This is a genomic window from Buchnera aphidicola (Cinara pseudotaxifoliae) (assembly GCF_900128595.1).
GTDB classification, from domain to species: Bacteria; Pseudomonadota; Gammaproteobacteria; order Enterobacterales; family Enterobacteriaceae; genus Buchnera_F; species Buchnera_F aphidicola_J.
This window is the reverse complement of the sequence record NZ_LT635893.1, coordinates 283,414-304,422: the sequence shown is the minus strand read 5'-3', so window position 1 is coordinate 304,422 and position 21,009 is coordinate 283,414. Positions and strand designations below refer to the sequence as shown.

Genomic DNA, 21,009 nt, shown 5'->3' with positions numbered 1-21,009 from the left:
AATTGGTTTAAAAGATTTAGTTATAAATAAAATTTTATAAATATTAATTTCATATATACATAATATTTATATTGATTTTTATATATTAAATAAATAGATTTTTTAATTTTCCGATCATACATTAAGGTAAATTTATTATGAAAAGTTTTTCAGCTAAATCAGATAAAATTATAAAATCTTGGTATTATGTTGATGGAACGAATAAAATTTTAGGTCGTTTTGCAACTAAAATATCTACACTTTTACGAGGTAAACATAAACCCGAGTACACCCCCCATATAGATACAGGTGATTATATCATAGTTATAAATGCATCGAAAATAATTGTTACGGGAAAAAAATCAATTAATAAATTTTATTATCATCACACAGGATATGTAGGTGGAATAAGGAAATATACTTTTCAATATATGCTTTTACATCATCCTGAAAGAATACTTGAAAGAGCTGTTAAAGGAATGCTTCCAAAAGGTTCTCTTGGTAGATCAATGTTTAAAAAATTAAAAGTATTTCCTTTGCATAAACATAATTTAAGTGCACAAAAACCAGTTTTTTTAAGTATTTAATATACATAAATATTAGGATATTATATTATGTCTGAGTATATAAATTATGGTACAGGTCGTCGTAAGTCTTCTTCTGCGCGCGTTTTTTTACGTAAAGGAAAAGGAAAAATTTTTATTAATAAATGTTCTTTGAAAGAATATTTTGGTAGAAAAACAGCTTGTATGATTGTTGAACAACCTCTAAATTTAGTAAATATGTTAAATATATTTGATTTTTATATTACTGTTAAAGGCGGCGGAATATCTGGTCAAGCGGGAGCGATTCGTCAAGGTATTACTCGTGCTTTAATACAATACGATAATACATTACGAGGAGTGTTACGTAAAGAAGGTTTTGTAACACGTGATTCAAGGCAAGTGGAACGTAAAAAATATGGTTTTCGTAAATCTAGAAAAAAAACTCAGTTTTCTAAAAGATAGTGATTTTTTCTAGTAAAGAAATCCCGGTATATTTAATCCGGGTTTCTTTATAATTAAAATTGAAATGTATATAAAATATGTTTTTTTGTTTACTTCCGATTTCACAGTCTTTTTTATAGAAATAGATTTTTTTAAAAATATAAAATAAAATTTATATATTGTGTTTATATAAATACCGAATAATATTTTTAGAGAGATGTTTAATTCCAATATTATTTTTAGCTGAAATAAAATAACATTTTTGACGATGATGTATTTTTTTGTTTATAAGACTTTTAATCTTACTTATTTTTTTTTCTGTTAAAATATCAATTTTATTAAAGATTAACCATCGAGGTATTTGAAATAGTGATTTATTAAAATTTTTAAGTTCTTGTAAGATAACGTATCTAATCTTGTTAAAGTTATTTTTTTTAATGGTAGTGATATCGATAATATGTAATAGTAATTTACAACGAGATAAGTGTTTTAAGAATTTTATTCCTAAACCTATTCCTGAAGATGCTCCTTGTATAATACCTGGTATATCGGCAATGATAAATTTTTTTTTTTTTATTTCTACTGTTCCTAATATTGGATGTAAGGTTGTAAACGGATAATTATCTATTTTTGTTTTAGCATTAGATATTGTGCTGGTTAGAGTAGATTTTCCAGAATTTGGAAAACCTAATGTTCCAATATCCGCAATTAATAACAACTCCAGTATAATAATTTTATATTCTCCTGACGAACCTTTTGTATGTTTTCTAGGAGCTTGGTTAGTAGATGATTTGAAACGAGTATTCCCTAAACCGTGCCAACCACCTTTAGCAATAAGAATTTTTTGATTTTTATTCTGTATGTCTACTATTGTCTCCTTAGTTTCAAAATCTATAACTCTTGTCCCTAAAGGGACGCGAATGAGTGTGTCCTTTCCTTTTTTTCCAGAACTTTTTGTGCTAAATCCATTTTTTCCATTCTCTGCACAAAATGTTTTTTTAATGCGATAATCAGTTAATGAATTCATATTTAAATCAGATATTATCCAAACGTTTCCTCCGTCACCTCCATCACCTCCGTCAGGTCCTCCTTTAGGAATGAATTTTTCTCTTCTAAAGCTCGTACATCCATGCCCTCCATTTCCAGCAGATACATGAATTATAACTGAATCAACAAATTTCATATTATATCTCTCTTTGACAGAATATTGTGTTAATATAAAACGCTTTTGTTGATTTTATTTAAGTAAATATTTCGTGTTATTCTTTTATTACATTTACGTATGTTTTTTTCGGAAAACCTTTTTTTTCAAACTTAACTAGTCCGTTTATTATAGAAAATAATGTGTGATCTTTGCCGCATTTTACATTATATCCTGGATGGAATTTAGTTCCTCTTTGTTTAAGAAGAATGTTTCCTGGATATACACGTTCACCTCCAAATTTTTTAATACCTAGTCTTTTTGAATGAGAATCTCTGCCGTTCCGAGAAGAACCACCTGCTTTTTTATGAGCCATGTTTATACCTTATAGTGTAGGATTTTTATATTTTATGTTGTTTATCTTAATATCTGTGTAATGCTGTCTATGTCCTTGATTTTTTTTATAATGTTTACGACGATTAAATTTTATAATTTTTATTTTTTTATTTCTTCCGTGTTTATGTATTAATCCCTCTACATAAATGTTATGTAGTATAGGTTGTCCAATAGATATTTTTTTATTATCGGATAATAATATTATTTTTTTAAACACTATTGTTTTTCCAATATTTATATTAATTTTATCTAATCTAATTATGTCACCACATTTTGCTTTATATTGTGTATCACGGTCTAAAAATATAACATACATAATTTTTTCTCTAAAAATATTATAGGTTAATAATAAAATTTTTTTTGTGAAGATATATATCTAAATTTTTAATATTTTTGATATTTAATTTTTTATAAAAATCAAAAATTAAAATGTATTTTTTAAAAATTAAATGATACTATAATTATACAAAAATTATATTTACTTTTATAAAAATTTTTATTATCAGAATTAATTGTATACGTATAAAAGAAAATAAACTTATTTTGTATGCAGAAATTATTTTAGTAAAATTTTTATATTTAATATTTTTTAATATAAAAATTCATTTGTAAAATTTTAAATTTGTTTTTTTAAAGATATATATAATATATACATGTATATAAACATATGATTGATATCATCATATAACAAAATATTGATTATTTTTAAAATAAAATTATAAAATGTATAGTTTAAGTATTAAAAATATAAATATAATTTTTTATAAAAATTTTTTTGAACAAAAAAAATATTTTATTAAAAATATTTTTTATATGTTAAATAAATAATAATATAAAATTTTATAAGATATTTTATGTTAATATTTAATTTTATTATGAATGATTATTTGTAATCTGTACACATTTTGCATTTTTAATTGATTTTTTTATAAATTTTATTTATAAGCGTGATTTATTTTTCATTAAATTTTTTTTGATCCCACTCAGATACAGTATACGCTTGAATTTGTACTGCATGAATTTCTTTAGTTAAAAAGTATGGCATTAATATTTTGTATATAGATTTTTGCCGTTTTAATGAATTCATTCCTATAAAAGAATTTCCTATAGCAGTAATTAAAAAATGATTGTTATGGTTTGATATTAATACTTTTTTTAGATTTAATTGATTTTTAATGGTATTTTGGATTTTATCTAACTGCATTTTTTACTCTATAATTAAATATTGGTTGATATAAAAATTAATTTTTATTAGATTTTACTATCTTTGTGTATGCATGTAATTATATTACAAATTTAATCATATTTATAAAATAAATTGTGTTTATATAATTTTTATAAAAAATATTTTTATTGGTAATTTTGTTTTTAAAAAAATTATTTTAATAATATATTTCAAATTCTTGTTTATTTTATTACTTAATAATAAATTATTTACCTGCAGTCACTTTTCTTTATATTTTTTATGAAAAATTTTTATTAAATAGTTTTTTTTAAAAAAAAAAAACATATATAATTATGTTATATATAATATAATATTTACATAGTATCATATACTAGATATGATTTATAATATTTTTATATGGTTTATTTTTACAATGACATCATAATACACAAATTATGTATATAAATTACATTTTATTTTTTATGTTAATGTAAAGGAGTGATGGGCTTGTTTAAAAAAGTTCCAATGACATTACGAGGTTTTAATAGACTTAAATCTGAATTAAATAAGTTAAAATATATTACGCGACCATCGATTGTAGAAGCAATTGCTAATGCTCGTCAATTAGGTGATTTGAAAGAAAATGCAGAGTATCATGCAGCTCGCGAAGAACAAAGTTTTTGTGAAAACAAAATTGGTGAAATTGAAAATAAGTTATTATGCGCAGAAATTATTGATGTTACAAAGATACCTTTTCGGGGTATCGTTATTTTTGGATCTACAGTAACGGTTTTGCAAATATGTACTAATAATATTTTTATATATACTATTGTTGGTGATGATGAAGCAAATTGTAAAGAATGTTCAATTTCTGTTTACTCACCTATGTCTCGAGCATTAATTGGAAGAAAGAAAAATGATATAGTGACGGTAAATACTCCTACAGGTTCAGTAGAATATCTAATTAAAAAAATTGAATATATATAAAATATCATTGATTGTCAATTTCAAAGGCACAAATTGCTATTAATTTTGTAGAATATTTTGTTTTTAAAATAAAAAGTATTTAAATAATTTAAATGATTTTTTCATATAAATATAGTTTTATATGATATATATATGCGTTGTAAAAGGATTTTCATAAATAATATATATTTTGATGTTTTTAATAAAATTTATGTATAAAATATATTTATAGATTGTTTTAAAACTTTAAATTAAATTATTATATGTAATTTTTTTATATATTTAATATTATTTGGTATTATCAATACTATGATTGCAAAAAAAAAATTAAATAAATCTAATAATTGGTTGAGAAAACATTTTGCGGATCCGTATGTACGAGAAAGAAATAAAAAAAATTTAAGATCTAGATCATGGTTTAAATTAAAGGAAATTAACGAATCAGAAAAAATTTTTAATATTGGCATGAAAGTTATAGATTTAGGATCTAATCCAGGTGGTTGGTCAGAATATGCTCTTCAAAAAATTGGAAATTCAGGAATTATTTTTGCATATGATATTTTACCAATGCGTCCGTTAAAACAAGTTACTTTTTTTTGTGAAGATGTTACTGATATTTATGTTCAAAAAAAAATTTTTTTTAGTTTAAAAAAAAATTCTTGGAATGTTGTTATGTCTGATATGTCTCCTAATACTAGTGGTTTTTCTATTGTAGATAATGCTAATATATTTAAATTAAATGATGTTGCTTTAAAAATTTCTATGCATGCATTATTAAAAAATGGATGTTTAATAATGAAGTTATTTCAGGGTTGTGGTTTTAACATGCATATACAAAAAATTTTTGATATTTTTAAATTAGTAAAAATTTATAAACCACGTTCTTCTCGTTTTAATTCTCGAGAAGTATTTATTGTAGCTCGTGGATTTAAAAAATAATTTTTAATTTTTTTTTAATATTAAGATGAAACAATTTATAGTTTAATTAATAAAATTACAATTTAGTTTTCTTGATTTTTTTTGGTGGTATGAATGTCGTTATTTTAAAATTTATATGTATATATTATAGGCAGAACATAATTTAGTTATTTAATTTTTTTAATTGAAATAAGTACAAATAAAATCTTTAATATACAAATTAATGAATAAAAATTGTAGTTACGAGAAAAGATATGACTCAAAATATCATAAACATGCTGGTTTATAATATCAAGCCATTAGATACGTTATTTAAAACAGAAATTATTATTAGTGATGTAGTTCCAGTTAAACAAAGTTTTTTAGTATCTATTTTTTTATCCTGGCTTCCTTTTTTTTTATTAATAACATTATTATTTTTCTTGGTAATATGTTTACAAATTAGCGGTAAAATGAGTTCTTTATTTTTTAGTAAAAGTAAAGCTAAGATGTTATCTAAAAATACTATTAAAATTACTTTTTTAGATGTAGCAGGTTGTAATGAAGCAAAAGAAGATATTTCGGAGTTAGTAGAATACTTAAGAGAACCTCAAAAATTTAAAAAATTAGGAGGTAAAATTCCTAAAGGAACACTTCTTTTTGGCCCTCCAGGTACTGGAAAAACATTGTTAGCTAAAGCAGTTGCCGGAGAAGCAAATGTTCCTTTTTTTACGATTTCAGGCTCTGATTTTGTAGAAATGTTTGTTGGTGTAGGAGCTGCTCGAGTAAGAGATATGTTTAAAAATGCTAGAAAACATTCTCCTTGTATAATTTTTATAGACGAAATTGATGCTGTGGGAAGAAAAAGAGGAATGGGTGTTAGCGGAGGCAATGATGAACGTGATCAAACATTAAATCAAATATTAGTAGAAATGGATGGTTTTAAAAGTAACATAGGAGTCATTATAATTGCTGCTACCAATAGACAAGACGTCCTAGACCCAGCCTTATTAAGACCGGGTAGGTTTGATCGCCAAATTGCAGTTCCTTTACCTGATGTGATTGGTCGAGAAGAAATTTTAAAAATTCATATGCGTAAAGTAGCTGTTGCGAATGATGTTATTCCAATGGTAATTGCTAGAGGTACTCCTGGTTTTTCTGGAGCTGATTTAGCTAATTTAGTAAATGAATCAGCCTTATTAGCAGCGCGTTGTAATAAGACTATGATTTCTATGATAGATCTTGAAAAATCCAAAGATAAAATAATAATGGGTTCTGAAAGAAGATCAACGGTTATGACTGAAAGTCATAAAGAATCTACTGCATATCATGAATCTGGACATGCTATTGTAGGTAGATTGGTTCCCGGTCACGATCCTGTACATAAAGTTACTATTATTCCACGAGGAAGATCTTTAGGATTAACTATATTTTTGCCAAAAGGCGATGTGTTTAGTGTAACCCGTCAAGTATTAGAAAGCAAGATATCTACTTTATACGGAGGAAGAGCAGCAGAAGAAATTATTTATGGATCTAATAAAATTTCTACTGGAGCATCTAATGATATTGAAGTAGCTACTGATTTAGCGCGAAAAATGGTTACTAAATGGGGTTTTTCAGACAAATTAGGACCTGTTTTATATACAGAAGAAGATCAGGAATCTTCTTTAAATAATTCTGCATCTAAATTAAAATGTTTTTCTGATAAAACAATTCAAATTATTGATAAAGAAATAAAATTTTTAATTAAAGATAATTATCAACGTGCAAAAAAAATTTTGCATGAAAATATAGATATTTTACATGCTATGAAAGATGCTTTAATGAAATATGAAACCATTAATTCTTTACAAATTGATGATTTGATGTCTAGAAAATTAGTTCGTGAACCTGATGATTGGAACTTACGTTAAACTTTTGTTTTATCTGATTTAGATATTTATATAGAAATTATTATTGTATATATATATTTTTTAAGTATTGGTAATTATTGTCATAATAATACAATGATATCTATTTTTTTGAATAGATATCATTGATGATTTATATAAAAAATACATATGTATACTATATTTTATATATTTATTTAATAAATACTATTTATTAAATATTTTAAAATGTGTTTAGTAGTATTTTATATTATAAAAACTTTAATGATAAATAATCAATATTAATATTTTATTAAAGTGAATTATTTTTTTTTACAAGGGTGCTTTTTTTATAAATATATACATATTAAAACATGTGTTTTTATAGTATTTTAATATACTGTATTTTTACAAATAGTTAATAATTACTTGTATAAGTGTTATAGTATTTATTATCTAAAATAGATTTTTTAATTAAAATATTTTAATAAAAACTTCATTTATATCTTAAATATTTTTATAAATAACAATATAATTATTTTTTATATAAAAAATAATTTTTAATTATATTTTTAATATATTTAGAAATATGTCTATAAAATATTTTATATATATATTTTGTTTTTAAAATTTGTATGTATATTTTTTTATACATTGTATTTACTGTAGGTATTTTGTTTGTCGGGTTTATTTTTAAATAAAATGTTTTAAGAGTTGATACAAAGCATATATTTTTTAATTTTAGTAATAAAGTAAGAATTACTATGTAAGATACATATTTAACTTATAAAAACATACTACATTTAATGATAATATGTATAAAAATATTTCATATAGTTCTTTTATTTATATATATAATTGTATAATATATATAAATAAAAGAACTATATTTATTTGTTTTTTAAATGTATACATGACAAAGTTAATTAATTCTTTTATAATAAAAATATAATAATAAAATTATTAAATAACATATACATGGTATTTTCTATGCATATTTTTTTATTGACTGTATTTATTTTTGTTTCTTTTTTTTTAATTTCAATTATTATGTTTCAATTTGGTTCTGGAAATAATTTATCTACTAATACAAGTGATTATTCCTCTCAATTATTTACTGAGAATTCAAAAAGTTATGTCATGACATACATAGTTTTAATTTTATTGACACTATTTTTTATAATTAATTTATTATTGTGTAGATATAGTATATGGACGATTAATCATTTAAAAATATAATTTTTGTATAAATTCTTCACATTATATTAATTTACATTATTTTAGTATTTTTGAACAGTAATTATTTATATATTAAAAATAATTTTTTTTTTAAATTATTACTGTTAGTTAATTATATAGTTTATGTGTATTGCTAGTATCAAATATTTTAACCGAAGTGGTGAAATTGGTAGACACGCTATCTTGAGGGGATAGTACTTAATTTTAAATAAGTGTGTGGGTTCAATTCCCACCTTCGGTATTAATTGGTGTTTCTTTTTTCTTTCTTTCTTAATTTTATAATATAAGTATATATATATTATAACAGTTATTTAATATTTTAACCCCGAAAAAACGGGTTTTTTTATTACAATTTTTGTATGATAAAATGTTTATTAGTACTATTGATTATAAAACTTATTATATTTAGTGTATATTGAATTTTCATAATAAATGCTACTATCTATTTAAGTGGACAAAAGTTCTTTTTCTTTGAATTTTTATTTGGTTGAATACATCCGCTTTAATTTAAGAATAAAGGAAAGGATATGAATAAAGAAATATTATCTGTAGTAGATGCTGTTTCACACGAAAAATCTATTCCAAGAGAAAAAATTTTTGAAGCTTTAGAAAGTGCTTTAGCAATTGCTACTAAAAAAAAATATGGTCAAGATATTAATATTAGAGTGTATATAAATCGTAACGATGGTAGTTATAATACATATCGAAGATGGTTAGTGGTAAATATAGTATCTAATCCAACTAAAGAAATTACATTAGATGCAGCACGTCTTGGAAATCAAACTGTGCAGTTACATGATTATATTGAAGATTGTATTAATTCTATAACTTTTGATCGTATCGCCACTCAAATAGCTAAACAAGTTATCATACAAAAAGTTAGAGAAGCAGAACGCGAAATTCTGGTGAGTGAGTTTTATAAAAAAAAAGGTCGAATCATTGTAGGAGTAGTTAAAAAAATTAATAGAGATTATATTATTTTAGATGTTGGTAATAATATTGAAGGCATTGTTATGCGCGAAGATATGCTACCTAGAGAAAATTTTAGAATTAACGACAGAGTTCGTGGTGTATTGTATGATATTTCACATAGATTAAAGGGAACGTATTTACTTATTAGTCGATCTAAATCAGATATGTTAGTTGAGTTATTTAAAATCGAAGTTCCAGAAATTGGAGATAAATTAATAAAAATTAAAGCTATTGCTCGTGATCCGGGTTCAAGATCCAAGATAGCTGTCGCTACTTGTGACAATAGGATTGATCCAGTAGGTGCTTGTGTTGGTATAAGAGGAGCTAGAGTACAAGCAATATCTAATGAATTATGCGGAGAAAGGATCGATATAATTTTATGGGATAAAAATCCAGAAAAATTTGTTATTAATTCTATGTCACCTGCCGATGTTTCATCGATTATTTTAGATGATTATACTCATACTATTAATGTATCTGTTAAAGCATGTAATTTGGCACAAGCCATAGGAAGAAACGGACAAAATGTTCGGTTAGCTTCACAGTTAACGGGATGGGAGTTAAATATAATGACTTCTAGTGATTTGCGTGAACAGAATGAATTAGAGCAACAAGATTTTTTTCGTATTTTTAAAAATCAATTAAATTTAAATAAGAATGATGTTTTACTATTATTACGTTCAGGATTTTCCTCAATACAAGATATTGCTAATGCTTCTACACATGTATTATTGTCTATTACAGGAATAAAGAGTGAAGTTATTCTAAGACTAAAAAAAACAGCAATATTTATCTTGAAAAAAAATCAAGAAGAATCTGCAAATAAACTTAAAAAAGATTTTTTAAATTCACAATTACTACGTTTAAAAAATGTTGACAAGCGCGTAATTAAAAAATTAATAGAAAAAAAAATATATACTTTAGAACATTTGGCTGAACAGAGTATTGATGATTTGAATGATATTGCAGTATTAACTTCTACTCAAGCTGGAAAATTAATTATGGAAGCTCGTAATATTTGTTGGTTTAATGAACATAAATAATATGGATTTTAAATAATATAAATTATTGCAAATATAATTATGAATTTTTAAAAAAAAACATTATTTTTTATAAAACATTTATTTAATGTTTTTTAGTAATTAAATACAACAATTATTGTTATAGTTAAACAATTTTATATGAAAATACTAATATTTTTTTTTATAAAAAATAATTTTAAAAAAATTTTATTGTTAAAAATAATTCTTGTGTATTAAATAATTTTATATGTATAGTTTTATATGGATGTTTATTAAAATATTAGTTTTAATAAAATTTTTATAATATTAATTATGAGTTAAATTTACTTTTAAATAAAGAGATAATTGTACCGGTGAAATTAAAAAAATTAAGAGATAATCATGATAATAAATTATTAAAGAAAGATCAAAAAAAATTATCAATAAATTCAAAAAAAAAACTTATACAGAAAATAAACTCAAAATCTGTTAAGTCGAATCTTTCTTCTAAATCACGAAAAAAAAGTAATAATAATAATTTATTTAAAAAATTTACAAGTAAAAAAATATCAGACCATAATCTTTTTAATAAAAAGAATGTACTGAAAAGAAAAAAAATTGATTCTATTCTTACAATTAACGTACATAAAAAAAATAATTTTATTGATAAAAAAAGATTTATTCCAATTGCTAATACTCGAAAAAATAATAAAAAAAATAATATTTCTGTATTAAAAGGATCTGAAAGACGTTTTTTAAATTATTCAAAAAAAAGTAAACTATATCCAATTAAGAACTCTATTTTACAACAAAAATTTAATAAACCATTAGGTGTTGTTAATAAAAAAATAGTCATTAGAAATTCTATTTCTATATTAGAATTGTCTAATAAAATGGCAGTAAAACATTCTTTTTTAATAAAAATGTTGCTGAAAATAGGAATTTCATCAACTATAAATGAAATTTTAGATCAAGATACAGCTCAATTAATTGCAGAAGAAATGGGTTATAAAGTACGCATGTACCAAGAAAATGCTTTAGAAAATTTTGTAATGGGAGATCGTGATCTAGGAGATACTCAAAAAAAGACTCGTCCGCCTATAGTAACTATAATTGGGCATGTAGATCATGGAAAAACTTCTTTGCTAGATTATATTCGATCTACTAAAATTGCTTTGGGAGAGGAAGGTGGAATTACGCAGTATATTGGAGCGTATCATGTTAAAACACCTCAAGGTATTATTACATTTTTAGATACCCCTGGTCATTCTGCTTTTACTGCTATGCGAGTAAGAGGTACTAGAGTTACAGATATAGTCGTTCTAGTAGTTGCTGCAGATGATGGAGTTATGCCTCAAACAATTGAAGCTATTCAACACGCAAAGATTGCGCAAGTACCAATAATAGTTGCTATTAATAAAATTGATAAAACGCTATCTAATATAGATAAAATTAAAAAAGAATTAATGAAATATTCAATTATTTCCGAAGAATTAGGAGGGGATAATATATTTGTTTTAGTATCGGCTAAAACTGGACTAGGTATCGATAATTTGTTATCTGCGATTTTATTACAAGCAGAAATGTTAGAATTAAAAGCTGTACATTCTGGAATGGCTAAAGGAGTAGTCATTGAATCTTATCTAGATTCTAAACGTGGACCAGTAGCTACACTATTAGTGCATACAGGTGTTTTAAAAGTACACGATATAGTTATTTGTGGTTTAGAATATGGAAAAATTAAATTACTTAAAAATGAATTTCATAGAACTATATTGTCTGCTGGACCATCTATTCCAGTAGAAATTTTTGGTTTATCAGGAGTACCAAAAACGGGAGATACACTTTTTGTGGTTCGTAATGAAAAAAAAGCTAGAGAATTGTCATTGTGGCGTAAATTAAAATCTAGAGAAATTAAGTTTTTACATCAAAAAAAAATTGACGTAGATAATTTATTTAATCGAATTAGTACAAAAAAAAATTTAGATTTAAATATTGTCTTAAAAACAGATACTCACGGTTCTTTAGAAGCGATATTAGATTCTTTAAAAGCAATATCTAATAATAATATTGTTAAAGTTAATATTATTGCATCTGGAATAGGAGCAATTACGGAAACTGATGCATATTTAAGCTTAACAACAACATCTATTTTAGTAGGATTTAATGTTCGAGCTGATATTTCAGCAAAAAAGATTATAGAATTAGAAAACTTAAATGTTAAATATTATTCAATAATATATGATTTAATTAATGATATTAAAGCAGTTATGTCAGGATTATCAGTACCTGCTAACAAACAAATAGTAATTGGATTAGCAGAAGTTAGAAGTATATTTAAAGCACCTAAATTTGGATTAATAGCTGGATGCATGGTAAAAGAAGGAATCATCAAAAAAACTAATCCTATACGAGTATTACGTAATAATATTGTTATATATGAAGGGGAATTGGAATCTTTACGTCGATTTAAAGAAGATGTTTTAGAGGTGCGACATGGAATTGAATGTGGTATAGGAGTTAAAAATTATAATGATGTTCGTATAGGTGATATTATTGAAGTTTTTCAAGTGGTTAAAAAATAATTAATATCTTTTTATATCAAATTATATATTATATTTATAATTTTATATAAATATATTTATTTTTTATAGGAAATAATATGTTAAAAGACTTTAGTCGATCTATGAGATTAGAACGTAGTTTACATAAAGAAATTGCTATAATTATTCAAAAAAAAATAAGAGATCCTCGATTAAATTCTTTAATAACAATACTAGAAGTAAAATTATCTGCTGATTTAAGTCATGCTAAAATATTTTTTACGTGTTTACATGATCAGGATAAACATAGAATACAGTTAATTTTATGTATATTGCAAAAAGCTACAGGTTTTATTCGTTCGCTTATAAATAGAAACATATATTTACGCATTGTTCCTAATTTATGTTTTATTCACGATGTTTCTTTTTCTAACGGAACACTGATTTCTCAGCTTATTAAAAATAGTAAGATACGTTAATTTATAAAAATATTAACTTGATATGTATGTAGGTTAAAAATATGGATTATCAAAGTAATAAAAATAATTCTGGAATATTATTGCTAGATAAACCAAAAGGTATTTCATCTAACTGTACGCTACAGCATGTTAAAAAAATTTTTTGTGCTAAAAAAGTAGGATATACAGGTTCTTTGGATCCTTTAGCTACTGGAATTTTACCGATTTTATTTGGTCCAGCAACAAAATTTTCTAAATATTTGACAAATTCGATAAAAAAATATCATGTAATAGCACAATTAGGAGTAATGACTACTACCGGAGATTTGTCTGGATCCATCTTGCAGAATCGATCAGTACATACAACTGATCTTCATATTAGCTCTATTTTAAAAAGTTTTGTTGGAACAATAGAACAAATTCCACCTATGTTTTCAGCTATTAAATACTATGGAGTTCCGTTGTATAAATATGCCCGATTAGGCATAGTACTTCCTCTTAAAAAGAGAGAGGTAATAATTTATAAATTAAATTTTATTAAATATATAAATAACTTTTTGGAGTTTACGGTATCTTGTTCTAAGGGAACATATGTGCGTAGTTTAGTTCAAGATATTGGTAGACGATTAAAATGTGGTGCACATGTTGTTTTTTTGCGCCGAATAAAAGTAGGGCCTTATCATTCATCTCAATTAGTAGAATTATCTAATTTATATTTTGTAGAAAATAAAAATATAAATCAAATATATCGTTTTTATTTGTCTGGTATGTTGCGTACATTTTTATTACCCGTAAGTTCTATGTTTTTAAAATATCCTGTAATAAAATTGTTTCATGAAGATATAAAAAATTTTCAAAAAAATACAAGCATACCTTTATTGAAGATGTATAAGACAGGCTTGGTACGAGTAATTACAGGAATAAATAGTATATTTTTGGGGATTGGTATAATAACTAAATTAGGGATATTGATCCCAAAATGTGTTTTAATAAGTTAGATATTTATTATGAGTAATTAAAAAATTTATTTAATTGTTGTTTAGGATAAATTTTTTTGTGGAGTTTATATATGGTAAAAAATACATTAGAAATAAAAAATTTAATTTTAAAATATGGTAATTTGTATAATAATAGTGGTCATTCATCAGTACAAATTGCTTTATTAACAAGAAAGATAAATTATTTGCAAAAACATTTTACTAAACACAAAGAAGATCATTGTGGTCGTAGAGGTTTATTAAAAATGGTTTCTCTGCGTAGAAAATTATTAGATTATATAAAATTAAAAAAACACTCCAGTTATCTTTTTTTGATTAAAGATCTTGGTTTACGTTATTAACGTATTATAAAACAATTATTTATAATATTAAAATTTATTAAAAATAGAGTATAATTTACGTAAAGAAAAGAGCTGTTTCAGCTCTTTTCTTTACGTATATAAATGTTGTTAAAACTGTAATTTTGTTTTTTTATCATAAAATATAATTTTTATATTTTTTAATGTCTTTTAAATTAATTTATCTTTATTTAAGGATGTAGATTTTGTTAAAACCAATTGTACATACATTTAAATACGGTAAACATTCTGTTAGTTTGGAAACTGGAATGATAGCTCGACAAGCTACTGCTTCGGTTTTAGCTAGTATGGATGATACTACCGCTCTGATTACTGTAGTAAGTAGTACAACTCCAGTTTTATCTGGACAAAAATTTTTTCCATTGATTGTAAATTATCAAGAACGTACATATGCTGCTGGTAGAATTCCTGGTGGATTTTTTCGTCGAGAAGGAAGACCGAGTGAAAATGAAATTTTAATTTCTAGATTAATTGACAGACCTATTCGTCCTTTGTTTCCTAAAGAATTTTTAAATGAAGTGCAAATTATTGTAACAGTTATTTCAGTAAACCCTCAAATTAATCCAGATATAATTTCTATTATTGGAGTATCTGCTGCTTTATGTATATCCGGCCTACCGTTCTCAGGTCCTATAGGAGCAGCTCGTGTTGGGTTAATCGATAATGAATATATTTTAAATCCATCAGTGGAAATTATTAAAAATAGTTGTTTAGATTTGATAGTTTCGGGAACAAAAAAAACTATTTTAATGGTTGAAGCAGAAGCTAATATATTGTCTGAAGAAAATATTTTGCAAGCTATTTTATTTGGTCATGAAAAACAAAAATTGTTAATCGATAACATTTTTACGTTTTCTAAAAAAGCTAATAAATTTCCTAACGTTAATTTTACTGAAAATGCATCTGACAGAACTTTGTATAATTTAATAGCTAAAAAATTTAGTAAAGATATTGAATCAGCATATCGTGTTTTTATAAAACAAGATCGGTTAAGTAAATTAAATGATATTAAGCAAAAAATAATTATAGATTTATTGAGCGAAGACAATTCTTTAACGAATTTAAAAATTGAAGAAAATATTTATGCTCTAGAACGTAATATAGTTCGTCAGCGTATTTTAAAAGACAATGTAAGAATTGATAGTCGTATGAATGATATAATTAGACCAATTGATGTCAGAACAGGCGTTCTTCCCCGCGTTCATGGATCTGCTTTATTCACCAGAGGAGAAACACAAGCGTTGGTTTCAGCAACCCTAGGAACGTCTAGAGACGCGCAAAACTTAGACGATCTTTTAGGAGATAGGACTGATAATTTTATATTTCATTACAATTTTCCTCCTTACTCTGTAGGAGAAATAGGAATAGTAGGGTCGCCGAAAAGAAGAGAAATAGGTCACGGAAAATTAGCTAAGCGTAGTTTTGTAGCAGTTATGCCAAATATTGAAGAATTTCCATACACAATCCGTTTGGTTTCTGAGATTACAGAATCTAATGGATCATCTTCTATGGCTTCTGTATGTGGTGCATCTTTAGCTTTAATGGATGCAGGAGTTCCCATTAAATCAGCTATAGCAGGAATTGCTATGGGTTTAATAAAAGAAAAAAATACTTATGTTATTTTATCAGATATTTTGGGAGATGAAGATTACTTAGGTGATATGGATTTTAAAGTAGCTGGAAGTAGAATCGGAATTACTGCATTGCAGATGGATATAAAAATTTCTGGTATTACAAGTGATATTATTAAAGATGCTTTATATCAAGCAAAATTTGCTAGGTTAAAAATATTAGATATTATGGAAGCTACTTTAGAAATACCTAGAAGTGATATTTCAAAATTTGCACCCAGAATATATACGATGAAAATTAATCCAGAAAAAATTAAAAATGTTATCGGGAAAGGAGGATCCACTATTAGAATGCTTACTGAAGAAACCGGTACTGTTATTGAAATTAAAGATGACGGAATAGTAAAAATATCAGCTACTGTAGGTGAAAAAGCTAAGCATGCTATTCGTAGAATTAAAGAAATTACGGAAGATATTATAATTGGAAAAGTTTATTCAGGTAAGGTAACACGTATTTTAGATTTTGGAGCATTTGTTTCTGTTGGTTTTGGAAAAGAAGGATTAATACATATTTCACAGATTTCACATAAAAGAATAGATAAAGTATCTGATTATTTAAAAATAGATCAAATTGTTTCAGTAAGAGTTTTAGAAATAGATCGACAAGGAAGAATTCGTTTAAGTATGAAAAATACTGATATATCAAATAAAATATAAATTTATGTAATATGTATTACATATTTTATCAGATAGACAGACTATCTTATTACTAATATTTATTGTATAATGAATCTTATTAGTTTATTTATAAATATTCAGTATTTTTATATTTTAATTTTATTGAATATGTTTATTTTTTTTAAAAATTTATATACGTTCAATTTAACCGGTTCATACATTTTTAATGAAAATATATAATAATTTTCATCATGAGTGATGTAGTATACTGGTCGTGATTGTAACATAAAGAGGCTTATACTCTGCATGACTCAAATTCATCATTCTTTTTCTATTTTTGGGCTAAATTCTTATTTATTAAAATCTTTAGAACAATTAGGATATGTAAAACCTTCACCTATTCAATCTGCCTGTATTCCTTACCTCCTAATGGGAAACGATGTACTTGGAATGGCTCAAACAGGTAGCGGTAAAACAGCTGCTTTTGCACTACCATTACTCAATAACATTAATTTTTCTTTAAAATATCCTCAAATATTAGTCTTAGTACCTACAAGAGAACTTGCTATACAGGTGGCAAAAGCTTTTTCTGATTTTTCTAAATATCTTTTTGGTGTTAAAGTATTAGCTTTGTATGGTGGTCAAAGATATGATATTCAATTACAAATTCTTAGACAAGGACCGCAAATTATTGTAGGTACACCCGGTCGTTTATTGGATCATTTAAAGCGCGGAACATTAAATTTAGTACATTTAAAAAGTTTAGTTTTAGATGAAGCTGATGAAATGTTACGAATGGGTTTTATAGAAGATGTAGAAAATATTATGTCAAAAATTCCAAAAAAACATCAAACAGCTTTATTTTCTGCTACTATGCCTAATATAATTCGTAGAATATCTAAACGGTTTATGGATAATCCAAAAGAAATTAAAATACAGTCTACTGGTATCACACGTCCAGATATACAACAAAGTTATTGGATTGTACGTGGAAAAAAAACTGATGCTTTAATTAGATTTTTAGAAGTTGAAGATTTTTCTGCTACTATCATTTTTGTTCGAACTAAAAATGCTACTTTGGAAGTATCAGAAGCACTAGAAAAACATGGATATAATAGCGCTGCATTAAATGGCGATATGAATCAATCGTTACGAGAACAAACGTTAGACAGATTAAAAACGGGTAAATTAGATATATTAATTGCTACGGATGTTGCTGCACGTGGTTTAGATGTGGATCGTATTAGTTTTGTTATTAACTATGATATACCTATGGATTCCGAATCATATGTTCATCGTATTGGTCGTACTGGTCGTGCAGGAAGAGCAGGAAGAGCTTTATTATTCGTAGAATATCGTGAACGAAGATTATTAAACAATATTGAAAGAACTATTAAACATTCTATTAAAGAAACAGAATTACCAAAATCTGAGCTTGTTGTACAACGTAGATTACAAATTATTTCAGAGAAAATACAACAGCAATTAAATAGTTCAGATTTAAAATTATATAAATTACTTGTATCAAAATTAAATTTAAAAGATGGTTGGAATTTTGAAAATTTATCAGCAGCATTGCTAAAATTAGTTCAAGGTGAACGACCTTTGATTATTCCTCCTGATAAACGTTATTCACCTTTATCTTTTAATCATAATTATTCAACAGGTATACATAATGTACGTAAGTTCAATAATAAAAAGATAAATCCAAATTCTCGTTTTGTACACGAACGAAAGAAGCTTGAAAATATGACATTGTATCGTATTGAAGTAGGTAAAAATGATGGTATAGAGGTACGTCATATTGTTGGAGCTGTTGCAAATGAAGGAGATATTAGTAGTCGATTAATAGGAGCTATTAGATTATTTACAACCTATTCTACTATTGAATTGCCTAAAAATCATTCTAGACGATTACTTGCTTGTTTATTACGTACACGTATTTTAAATAAACCTATTAATATTAAACCTATAACGTATTCATCGTTACGGGAAAATAAAAAATCTTTAACTTTTAGACATCGAAAAAGTAATACAAAGCGTACTTTCTAGCTTTTTATACGATATAAGTGAATGTAAAACTAATTAGTATATTAATTTTATGCCACGTAGTGGCATATTTATTTATTCTAAAAGATAGATGCTATTGCTTCAATTTCTATACATACTTTTTCGGGTAGTTCGGAGACTCCTACACATGATCGTGCTGGATATCGGTTAGTATATTTATTGAAAAAATTTTGATAGGATAAATTAATTTCTTTTAATTTATCCATTTTAGTTGTAAAAATAGTAATTTTAATGATATTTTTTACACTTAATTGATTTTCAAGTAATAATAAATTTATTTTTTTTAATGCTAAGGTAGTTTGTTCTGATATGCATTTAGGTATAATTTTTGTATTTTTATTTATTGGAATTTGACCTGAAATAAAAAGTAAATTGTTCGCTTGTCTTATAGAAGAATATGGTCCAAATACAGTATTTAAAATATTTTTTGTCTTTAGCATATATGTTTCCGTTTCATTTTATTTGTTTATTTATATTATAATAATAATATTGTATAAATAGGTTATAGAAGTATAGTTTTTTTTAGTTTTTATTTTTAAAAAAAATTTTTTTTGATAAACATGATATTAATAAAGCTTTAATTGTATGTAATCGATTTTCTGATTGTTGAAAACTGATATTAACAGGAGAATTAAAAACTTCATTACTAATTTCTAATCCATTATTAATATTAAATTGATTATGGATTTCTAATCCTAAAGAAGATTGTTTATCGTGTAATGCTGGTAAACAGTGTAACACTTTAACGTTAGAATTTTTAGTCATATCTAACATGTTTTGATTCACTTGGTAAGGATATAGAGCGTTTATTTTTTTTTTCCAAACATCTTTATTTTCTCCCATAGAAACCCATACATCGGTATAAATAAAATCAACATTTTCTACGCCTTTTTTAACATCATTAGTAAATGATATGTTAGTGTTATTTATTTTTTTTTTGTTTGATTTTAATAAAAAAATTTTTTTAGGTTGATATATCTTAGGAGATATAATATTTATTTTTAATTTCATAAAAGTAGCTGCATCTAATAGTGTATTTGCTATATTGTTTTGAGCATCTCCTACGTATGCGCATCGAATGTCTTGTAATTTTTTATTGGGACAAGCTTCTATCATAGTAAACAAATCCGCTAAAATTTGAGTAGGGTGAAAAGTATTGGTTAAACCATTCCAAACTGGTTTATTTGAATATTTTTTTAAATTTTGAAGAATATTATCATAATAACCTCGATACTGAATTCCGTCGTACATTTGACCTAGTATTTTAGCGGAATCTTGAATAGATTCTTTGTATCCAATGTGGGTATCATTAGGACCAATATATGTAGTATAAGCTCCTTGGTCATTAGCAGCGATCTCAAAAGCACATCTAGTTCTAGTAGATTGTTTTTCAAAAATTAATACTATTTTTTTTCCTTTTAAGTGTTTTTGTTCCGTATTATTATGTTTTTGACGTTTTACCAGTTTAGATAATTTTATTAAATATAAAATCTCTTCGTATGTAAAATCTGAAAATTTTAAAAAACTTTTTTGATACAGTGTTTTCATTATAGACCTCGTATATATAAAATTTTTTCATTAATAAAAGAATAGATTACATCCTACGTTTTTTATAAATAATGGTTTTTTATGTATTCAGAAAACATGAATTCTTAATTTATGTGTTGGTTTTTGTGTATAAAAATTTTTAAAATTTAAATTAATTTTGATATTTTTGTAAAA

18 protein-coding genes, 1 tRNA gene and 1 pseudogene are annotated in these 21,009 nt (G+C 24.8%); 14 read left to right on the top strand and 6 right to left on the bottom strand.

The genetic code is table 11. The annotated features are described in order from the left end of the window. Window positions 1-137: 137 nt before the first annotated feature. Window positions 138-566: a 50S ribosomal protein L13 gene (rplM, locus tag BUCIPSTX3056_RS01275; RefSeq protein ID WP_075474796.1), complete on the top strand. Its 429-nt coding sequence runs from the start codon at window positions 138-140 to the stop codon at window positions 564-566. 27 nt (window positions 567-593) lie between these two features. Then, the gene (gene rpsI / locus BUCIPSTX3056_RS01270) at window positions 594-986 is read left to right on the top strand and encodes a 30S ribosomal protein S9 (protein WP_075474794.1); all 393 of its coding nucleotides are present in this window, start codon (window positions 594-596) and stop codon (window positions 984-986) included. A gap of 151 nt (window positions 987-1,137) precedes the next feature. Here rpsI and cgtA read toward each other — a convergent pair whose 3' ends face one another. The 4 genes from cgtA to BUCIPSTX3056_RS01250 all read right to left on the bottom strand — a co-directional run bounded on the left by cgtA (window position 1,138) and on the right by BUCIPSTX3056_RS01250 (window position 3,706). After that, complete coding sequence (gene cgtA, locus BUCIPSTX3056_RS01265; RefSeq protein ID WP_075474791.1) at window positions 1,138-2,148, bottom strand: Obg family GTPase CgtA; 1,011 nt, start codon at window positions 2,146-2,148, stop codon at window positions 1,138-1,140. 76 nt (window positions 2,149-2,224) lie between these two features. Beyond that, complete coding sequence (gene rpmA / locus BUCIPSTX3056_RS01260; RefSeq protein ID WP_075474789.1) at window positions 2,225-2,482, bottom strand: 50S ribosomal protein L27; 258 nt, start codon at window positions 2,480-2,482, stop codon at window positions 2,225-2,227. Window positions 2,483-2,491: 9 nt separating this feature from the next. Then, on the bottom strand, window positions 2,492-2,818 hold the full coding sequence (gene rplU, locus BUCIPSTX3056_RS01255; RefSeq protein WP_075474787.1) for a 50S ribosomal protein L21: 327 nt from the start codon (window positions 2,816-2,818) through the stop codon (window positions 2,492-2,494). Window positions 2,819-3,454: 636 nt separating this feature from the next. Further along, window positions 3,455-3,706 carry a BolA/IbaG family iron-sulfur metabolism protein gene (locus BUCIPSTX3056_RS01250; RefSeq protein ID WP_075474785.1) on the bottom strand — a complete coding sequence of 84 codons (252 nt, stop codon included), beginning with the start codon at window positions 3,704-3,706 and terminating at the stop codon, window positions 3,455-3,457. Window positions 3,707-4,174: 468 nt separating this feature from the next. Between BUCIPSTX3056_RS01250 and greA the strand changes: the two genes are divergently transcribed. From greA to BUCIPSTX3056_RS01190, 12 genes and pseudogenes are all read left to right on the top strand, one after another. Next, window positions 4,175-4,654: a transcription elongation factor GreA gene (greA, locus tag BUCIPSTX3056_RS01245; protein WP_154021617.1), complete on the top strand. Its 480-nt coding sequence runs from the start codon at window positions 4,175-4,177 to the stop codon at window positions 4,652-4,654. Window positions 4,655-4,942: 288 nt separating this feature from the next. Then, complete coding sequence (locus BUCIPSTX3056_RS01240) at window positions 4,943-5,572, top strand: RlmE family RNA methyltransferase (protein WP_075474781.1); 630 nt, start codon at window positions 4,943-4,945, stop codon at window positions 5,570-5,572. A 147-nt stretch (window positions 5,573-5,719) separates the two neighbouring features. Next, a pseudogene (ftsH, locus tag BUCIPSTX3056_RS01235) lies at window positions 5,720-7,443 on the top strand (ATP-dependent zinc metalloprotease FtsH); the annotation flags it as partial. Window positions 7,444-8,388: 945 nt separating this feature from the next. Further along, window positions 8,389-8,637: a preprotein translocase subunit SecG gene (gene secG / locus BUCIPSTX3056_RS01230; protein ID WP_075474776.1), complete on the top strand. Its 249-nt coding sequence runs from the start codon at window positions 8,389-8,391 to the stop codon at window positions 8,635-8,637. 151 nt (window positions 8,638-8,788) lie between these two features. Further along, window positions 8,789-8,878 (top strand) — tRNA-Leu (locus BUCIPSTX3056_RS01225). A gap of 286 nt (window positions 8,879-9,164) precedes the next feature. Continuing rightward, window positions 9,165-10,652, top strand: coding sequence for a transcription termination factor NusA (gene nusA, locus BUCIPSTX3056_RS01220; RefSeq protein WP_075474774.1), 1,488 nt, complete (start codon window positions 9,165-9,167; stop codon window positions 10,650-10,652). Window positions 10,653-10,984: 332 nt separating this feature from the next. Beyond that, entirely contained in the window at window positions 10,985-13,195 is a 2,211-nt protein-coding gene (gene infB, locus BUCIPSTX3056_RS01215; RefSeq protein ID WP_075474772.1) for a translation initiation factor IF-2, read from the top strand. Between the two features lie 77 nt (window positions 13,196-13,272). Next, the gene (rbfA, locus tag BUCIPSTX3056_RS01210) at window positions 13,273-13,632 is read left to right on the top strand and encodes a 30S ribosome-binding factor RbfA (protein ID WP_075474770.1); all 360 of its coding nucleotides are present in this window, start codon (window positions 13,273-13,275) and stop codon (window positions 13,630-13,632) included. Between the two features lie 41 nt (window positions 13,633-13,673). Beyond that, a complete protein-coding gene (gene truB / locus BUCIPSTX3056_RS01205) occupies window positions 13,674-14,609 on the top strand; it encodes a tRNA pseudouridine(55) synthase TruB (RefSeq protein WP_075474768.1) in 936 nt (311 codons plus the stop codon). Window positions 14,610-14,680: 71 nt separating this feature from the next. Further along, window positions 14,681-14,950, top strand: coding sequence for a 30S ribosomal protein S15 (rpsO, locus tag BUCIPSTX3056_RS01200; RefSeq protein ID WP_075474766.1), 270 nt, complete (start codon window positions 14,681-14,683; stop codon window positions 14,948-14,950). 203 nt (window positions 14,951-15,153) lie between these two features. After that, window positions 15,154-17,256, top strand: coding sequence for a polyribonucleotide nucleotidyltransferase (pnp, locus tag BUCIPSTX3056_RS01195; protein ID WP_075474764.1), 2,103 nt, complete (start codon window positions 15,154-15,156; stop codon window positions 17,254-17,256). Between the two features lie 267 nt (window positions 17,257-17,523). Continuing rightward, window positions 17,524-19,269, top strand: coding sequence for a DEAD/DEAH box helicase (locus BUCIPSTX3056_RS01190; protein WP_075474762.1), 1,746 nt, complete (start codon window positions 17,524-17,526; stop codon window positions 19,267-19,269). 77 nt (window positions 19,270-19,346) lie between these two features. Here the strand turns inward: BUCIPSTX3056_RS01190 and BUCIPSTX3056_RS01185 are convergent, their stop codons facing one another. After that, on the bottom strand, window positions 19,347-19,727 hold the full coding sequence (locus BUCIPSTX3056_RS01185; RefSeq protein ID WP_075474760.1) for a RidA family protein: 381 nt from the start codon (window positions 19,725-19,727) through the stop codon (window positions 19,347-19,349). A gap of 82 nt (window positions 19,728-19,809) precedes the next feature. Continuing rightward, window positions 19,810-20,835, bottom strand: coding sequence for an ornithine carbamoyltransferase (gene argF / locus BUCIPSTX3056_RS01180; protein WP_075474758.1), 1,026 nt, complete (start codon window positions 20,833-20,835; stop codon window positions 19,810-19,812). Window positions 20,836-21,009: the final 174 nt, after the last annotated feature.

Excerpts from the sequence above, each read along its gene's own strand:
- rplM (WP_075474796.1), top strand. The coding sequence starts at position 138 with ATGAAAAGTTTTTCAGCTAAATCAGATAAAATTATAAAATCTTGGTAT.
- rpsI (WP_075474794.1), top strand. The coding sequence starts at position 594 with ATGTCTGAGTATATAAATTATGGTACAGGTCGTCGTAAGTCTTCTTCT.
- cgtA (WP_075474791.1), bottom strand. The coding sequence starts at position 2,148 with ATGAAATTTGTTGATTCAGTTATAATTCATGTATCTGCTGGAAATGGA.
- rpmA (WP_075474789.1), bottom strand. The coding sequence starts at position 2,482 with ATGGCTCATAAAAAAGCAGGTGGTTCTTCTCGGAACGGCAGAGATTCT.
- rplU (WP_075474787.1), bottom strand. The coding sequence starts at position 2,818 with ATGTATGTTATATTTTTAGACCGTGATACACAATATAAAGCAAAATGT.
- BUCIPSTX3056_RS01250 (WP_075474785.1), bottom strand. The coding sequence starts at position 3,706 with ATGCAGTTAGATAAAATCCAAAATACCATTAAAAATCAATTAAATCTA.
- BUCIPSTX3056_RS01240 (WP_075474781.1), top strand. The coding sequence starts at position 4,943 with ATGATTGCAAAAAAAAAATTAAATAAATCTAATAATTGGTTGAGAAAA.
- secG (WP_075474776.1), top strand. The coding sequence starts at position 8,389 with ATGCATATTTTTTTATTGACTGTATTTATTTTTGTTTCTTTTTTTTTA.
- nusA (WP_075474774.1), top strand. The coding sequence starts at position 9,165 with ATGAATAAAGAAATATTATCTGTAGTAGATGCTGTTTCACACGAAAAA.
- rbfA (WP_075474770.1), top strand. The coding sequence starts at position 13,273 with ATGTTAAAAGACTTTAGTCGATCTATGAGATTAGAACGTAGTTTACAT.
- truB (WP_075474768.1), top strand. The coding sequence starts at position 13,674 with ATGGATTATCAAAGTAATAAAAATAATTCTGGAATATTATTGCTAGAT.
- rpsO (WP_075474766.1), top strand. The coding sequence starts at position 14,681 with ATGGTAAAAAATACATTAGAAATAAAAAATTTAATTTTAAAATATGGT.
- BUCIPSTX3056_RS01190 (WP_075474762.1), top strand. The coding sequence starts at position 17,524 with ATGACTCAAATTCATCATTCTTTTTCTATTTTTGGGCTAAATTCTTAT.
- BUCIPSTX3056_RS01185 (WP_075474760.1), bottom strand. The coding sequence starts at position 19,727 with ATGCTAAAGACAAAAAATATTTTAAATACTGTATTTGGACCATATTCT.
- argF (WP_075474758.1), bottom strand. The coding sequence starts at position 20,835 with ATGAAAACACTGTATCAAAAAAGTTTTTTAAAATTTTCAGATTTTACA.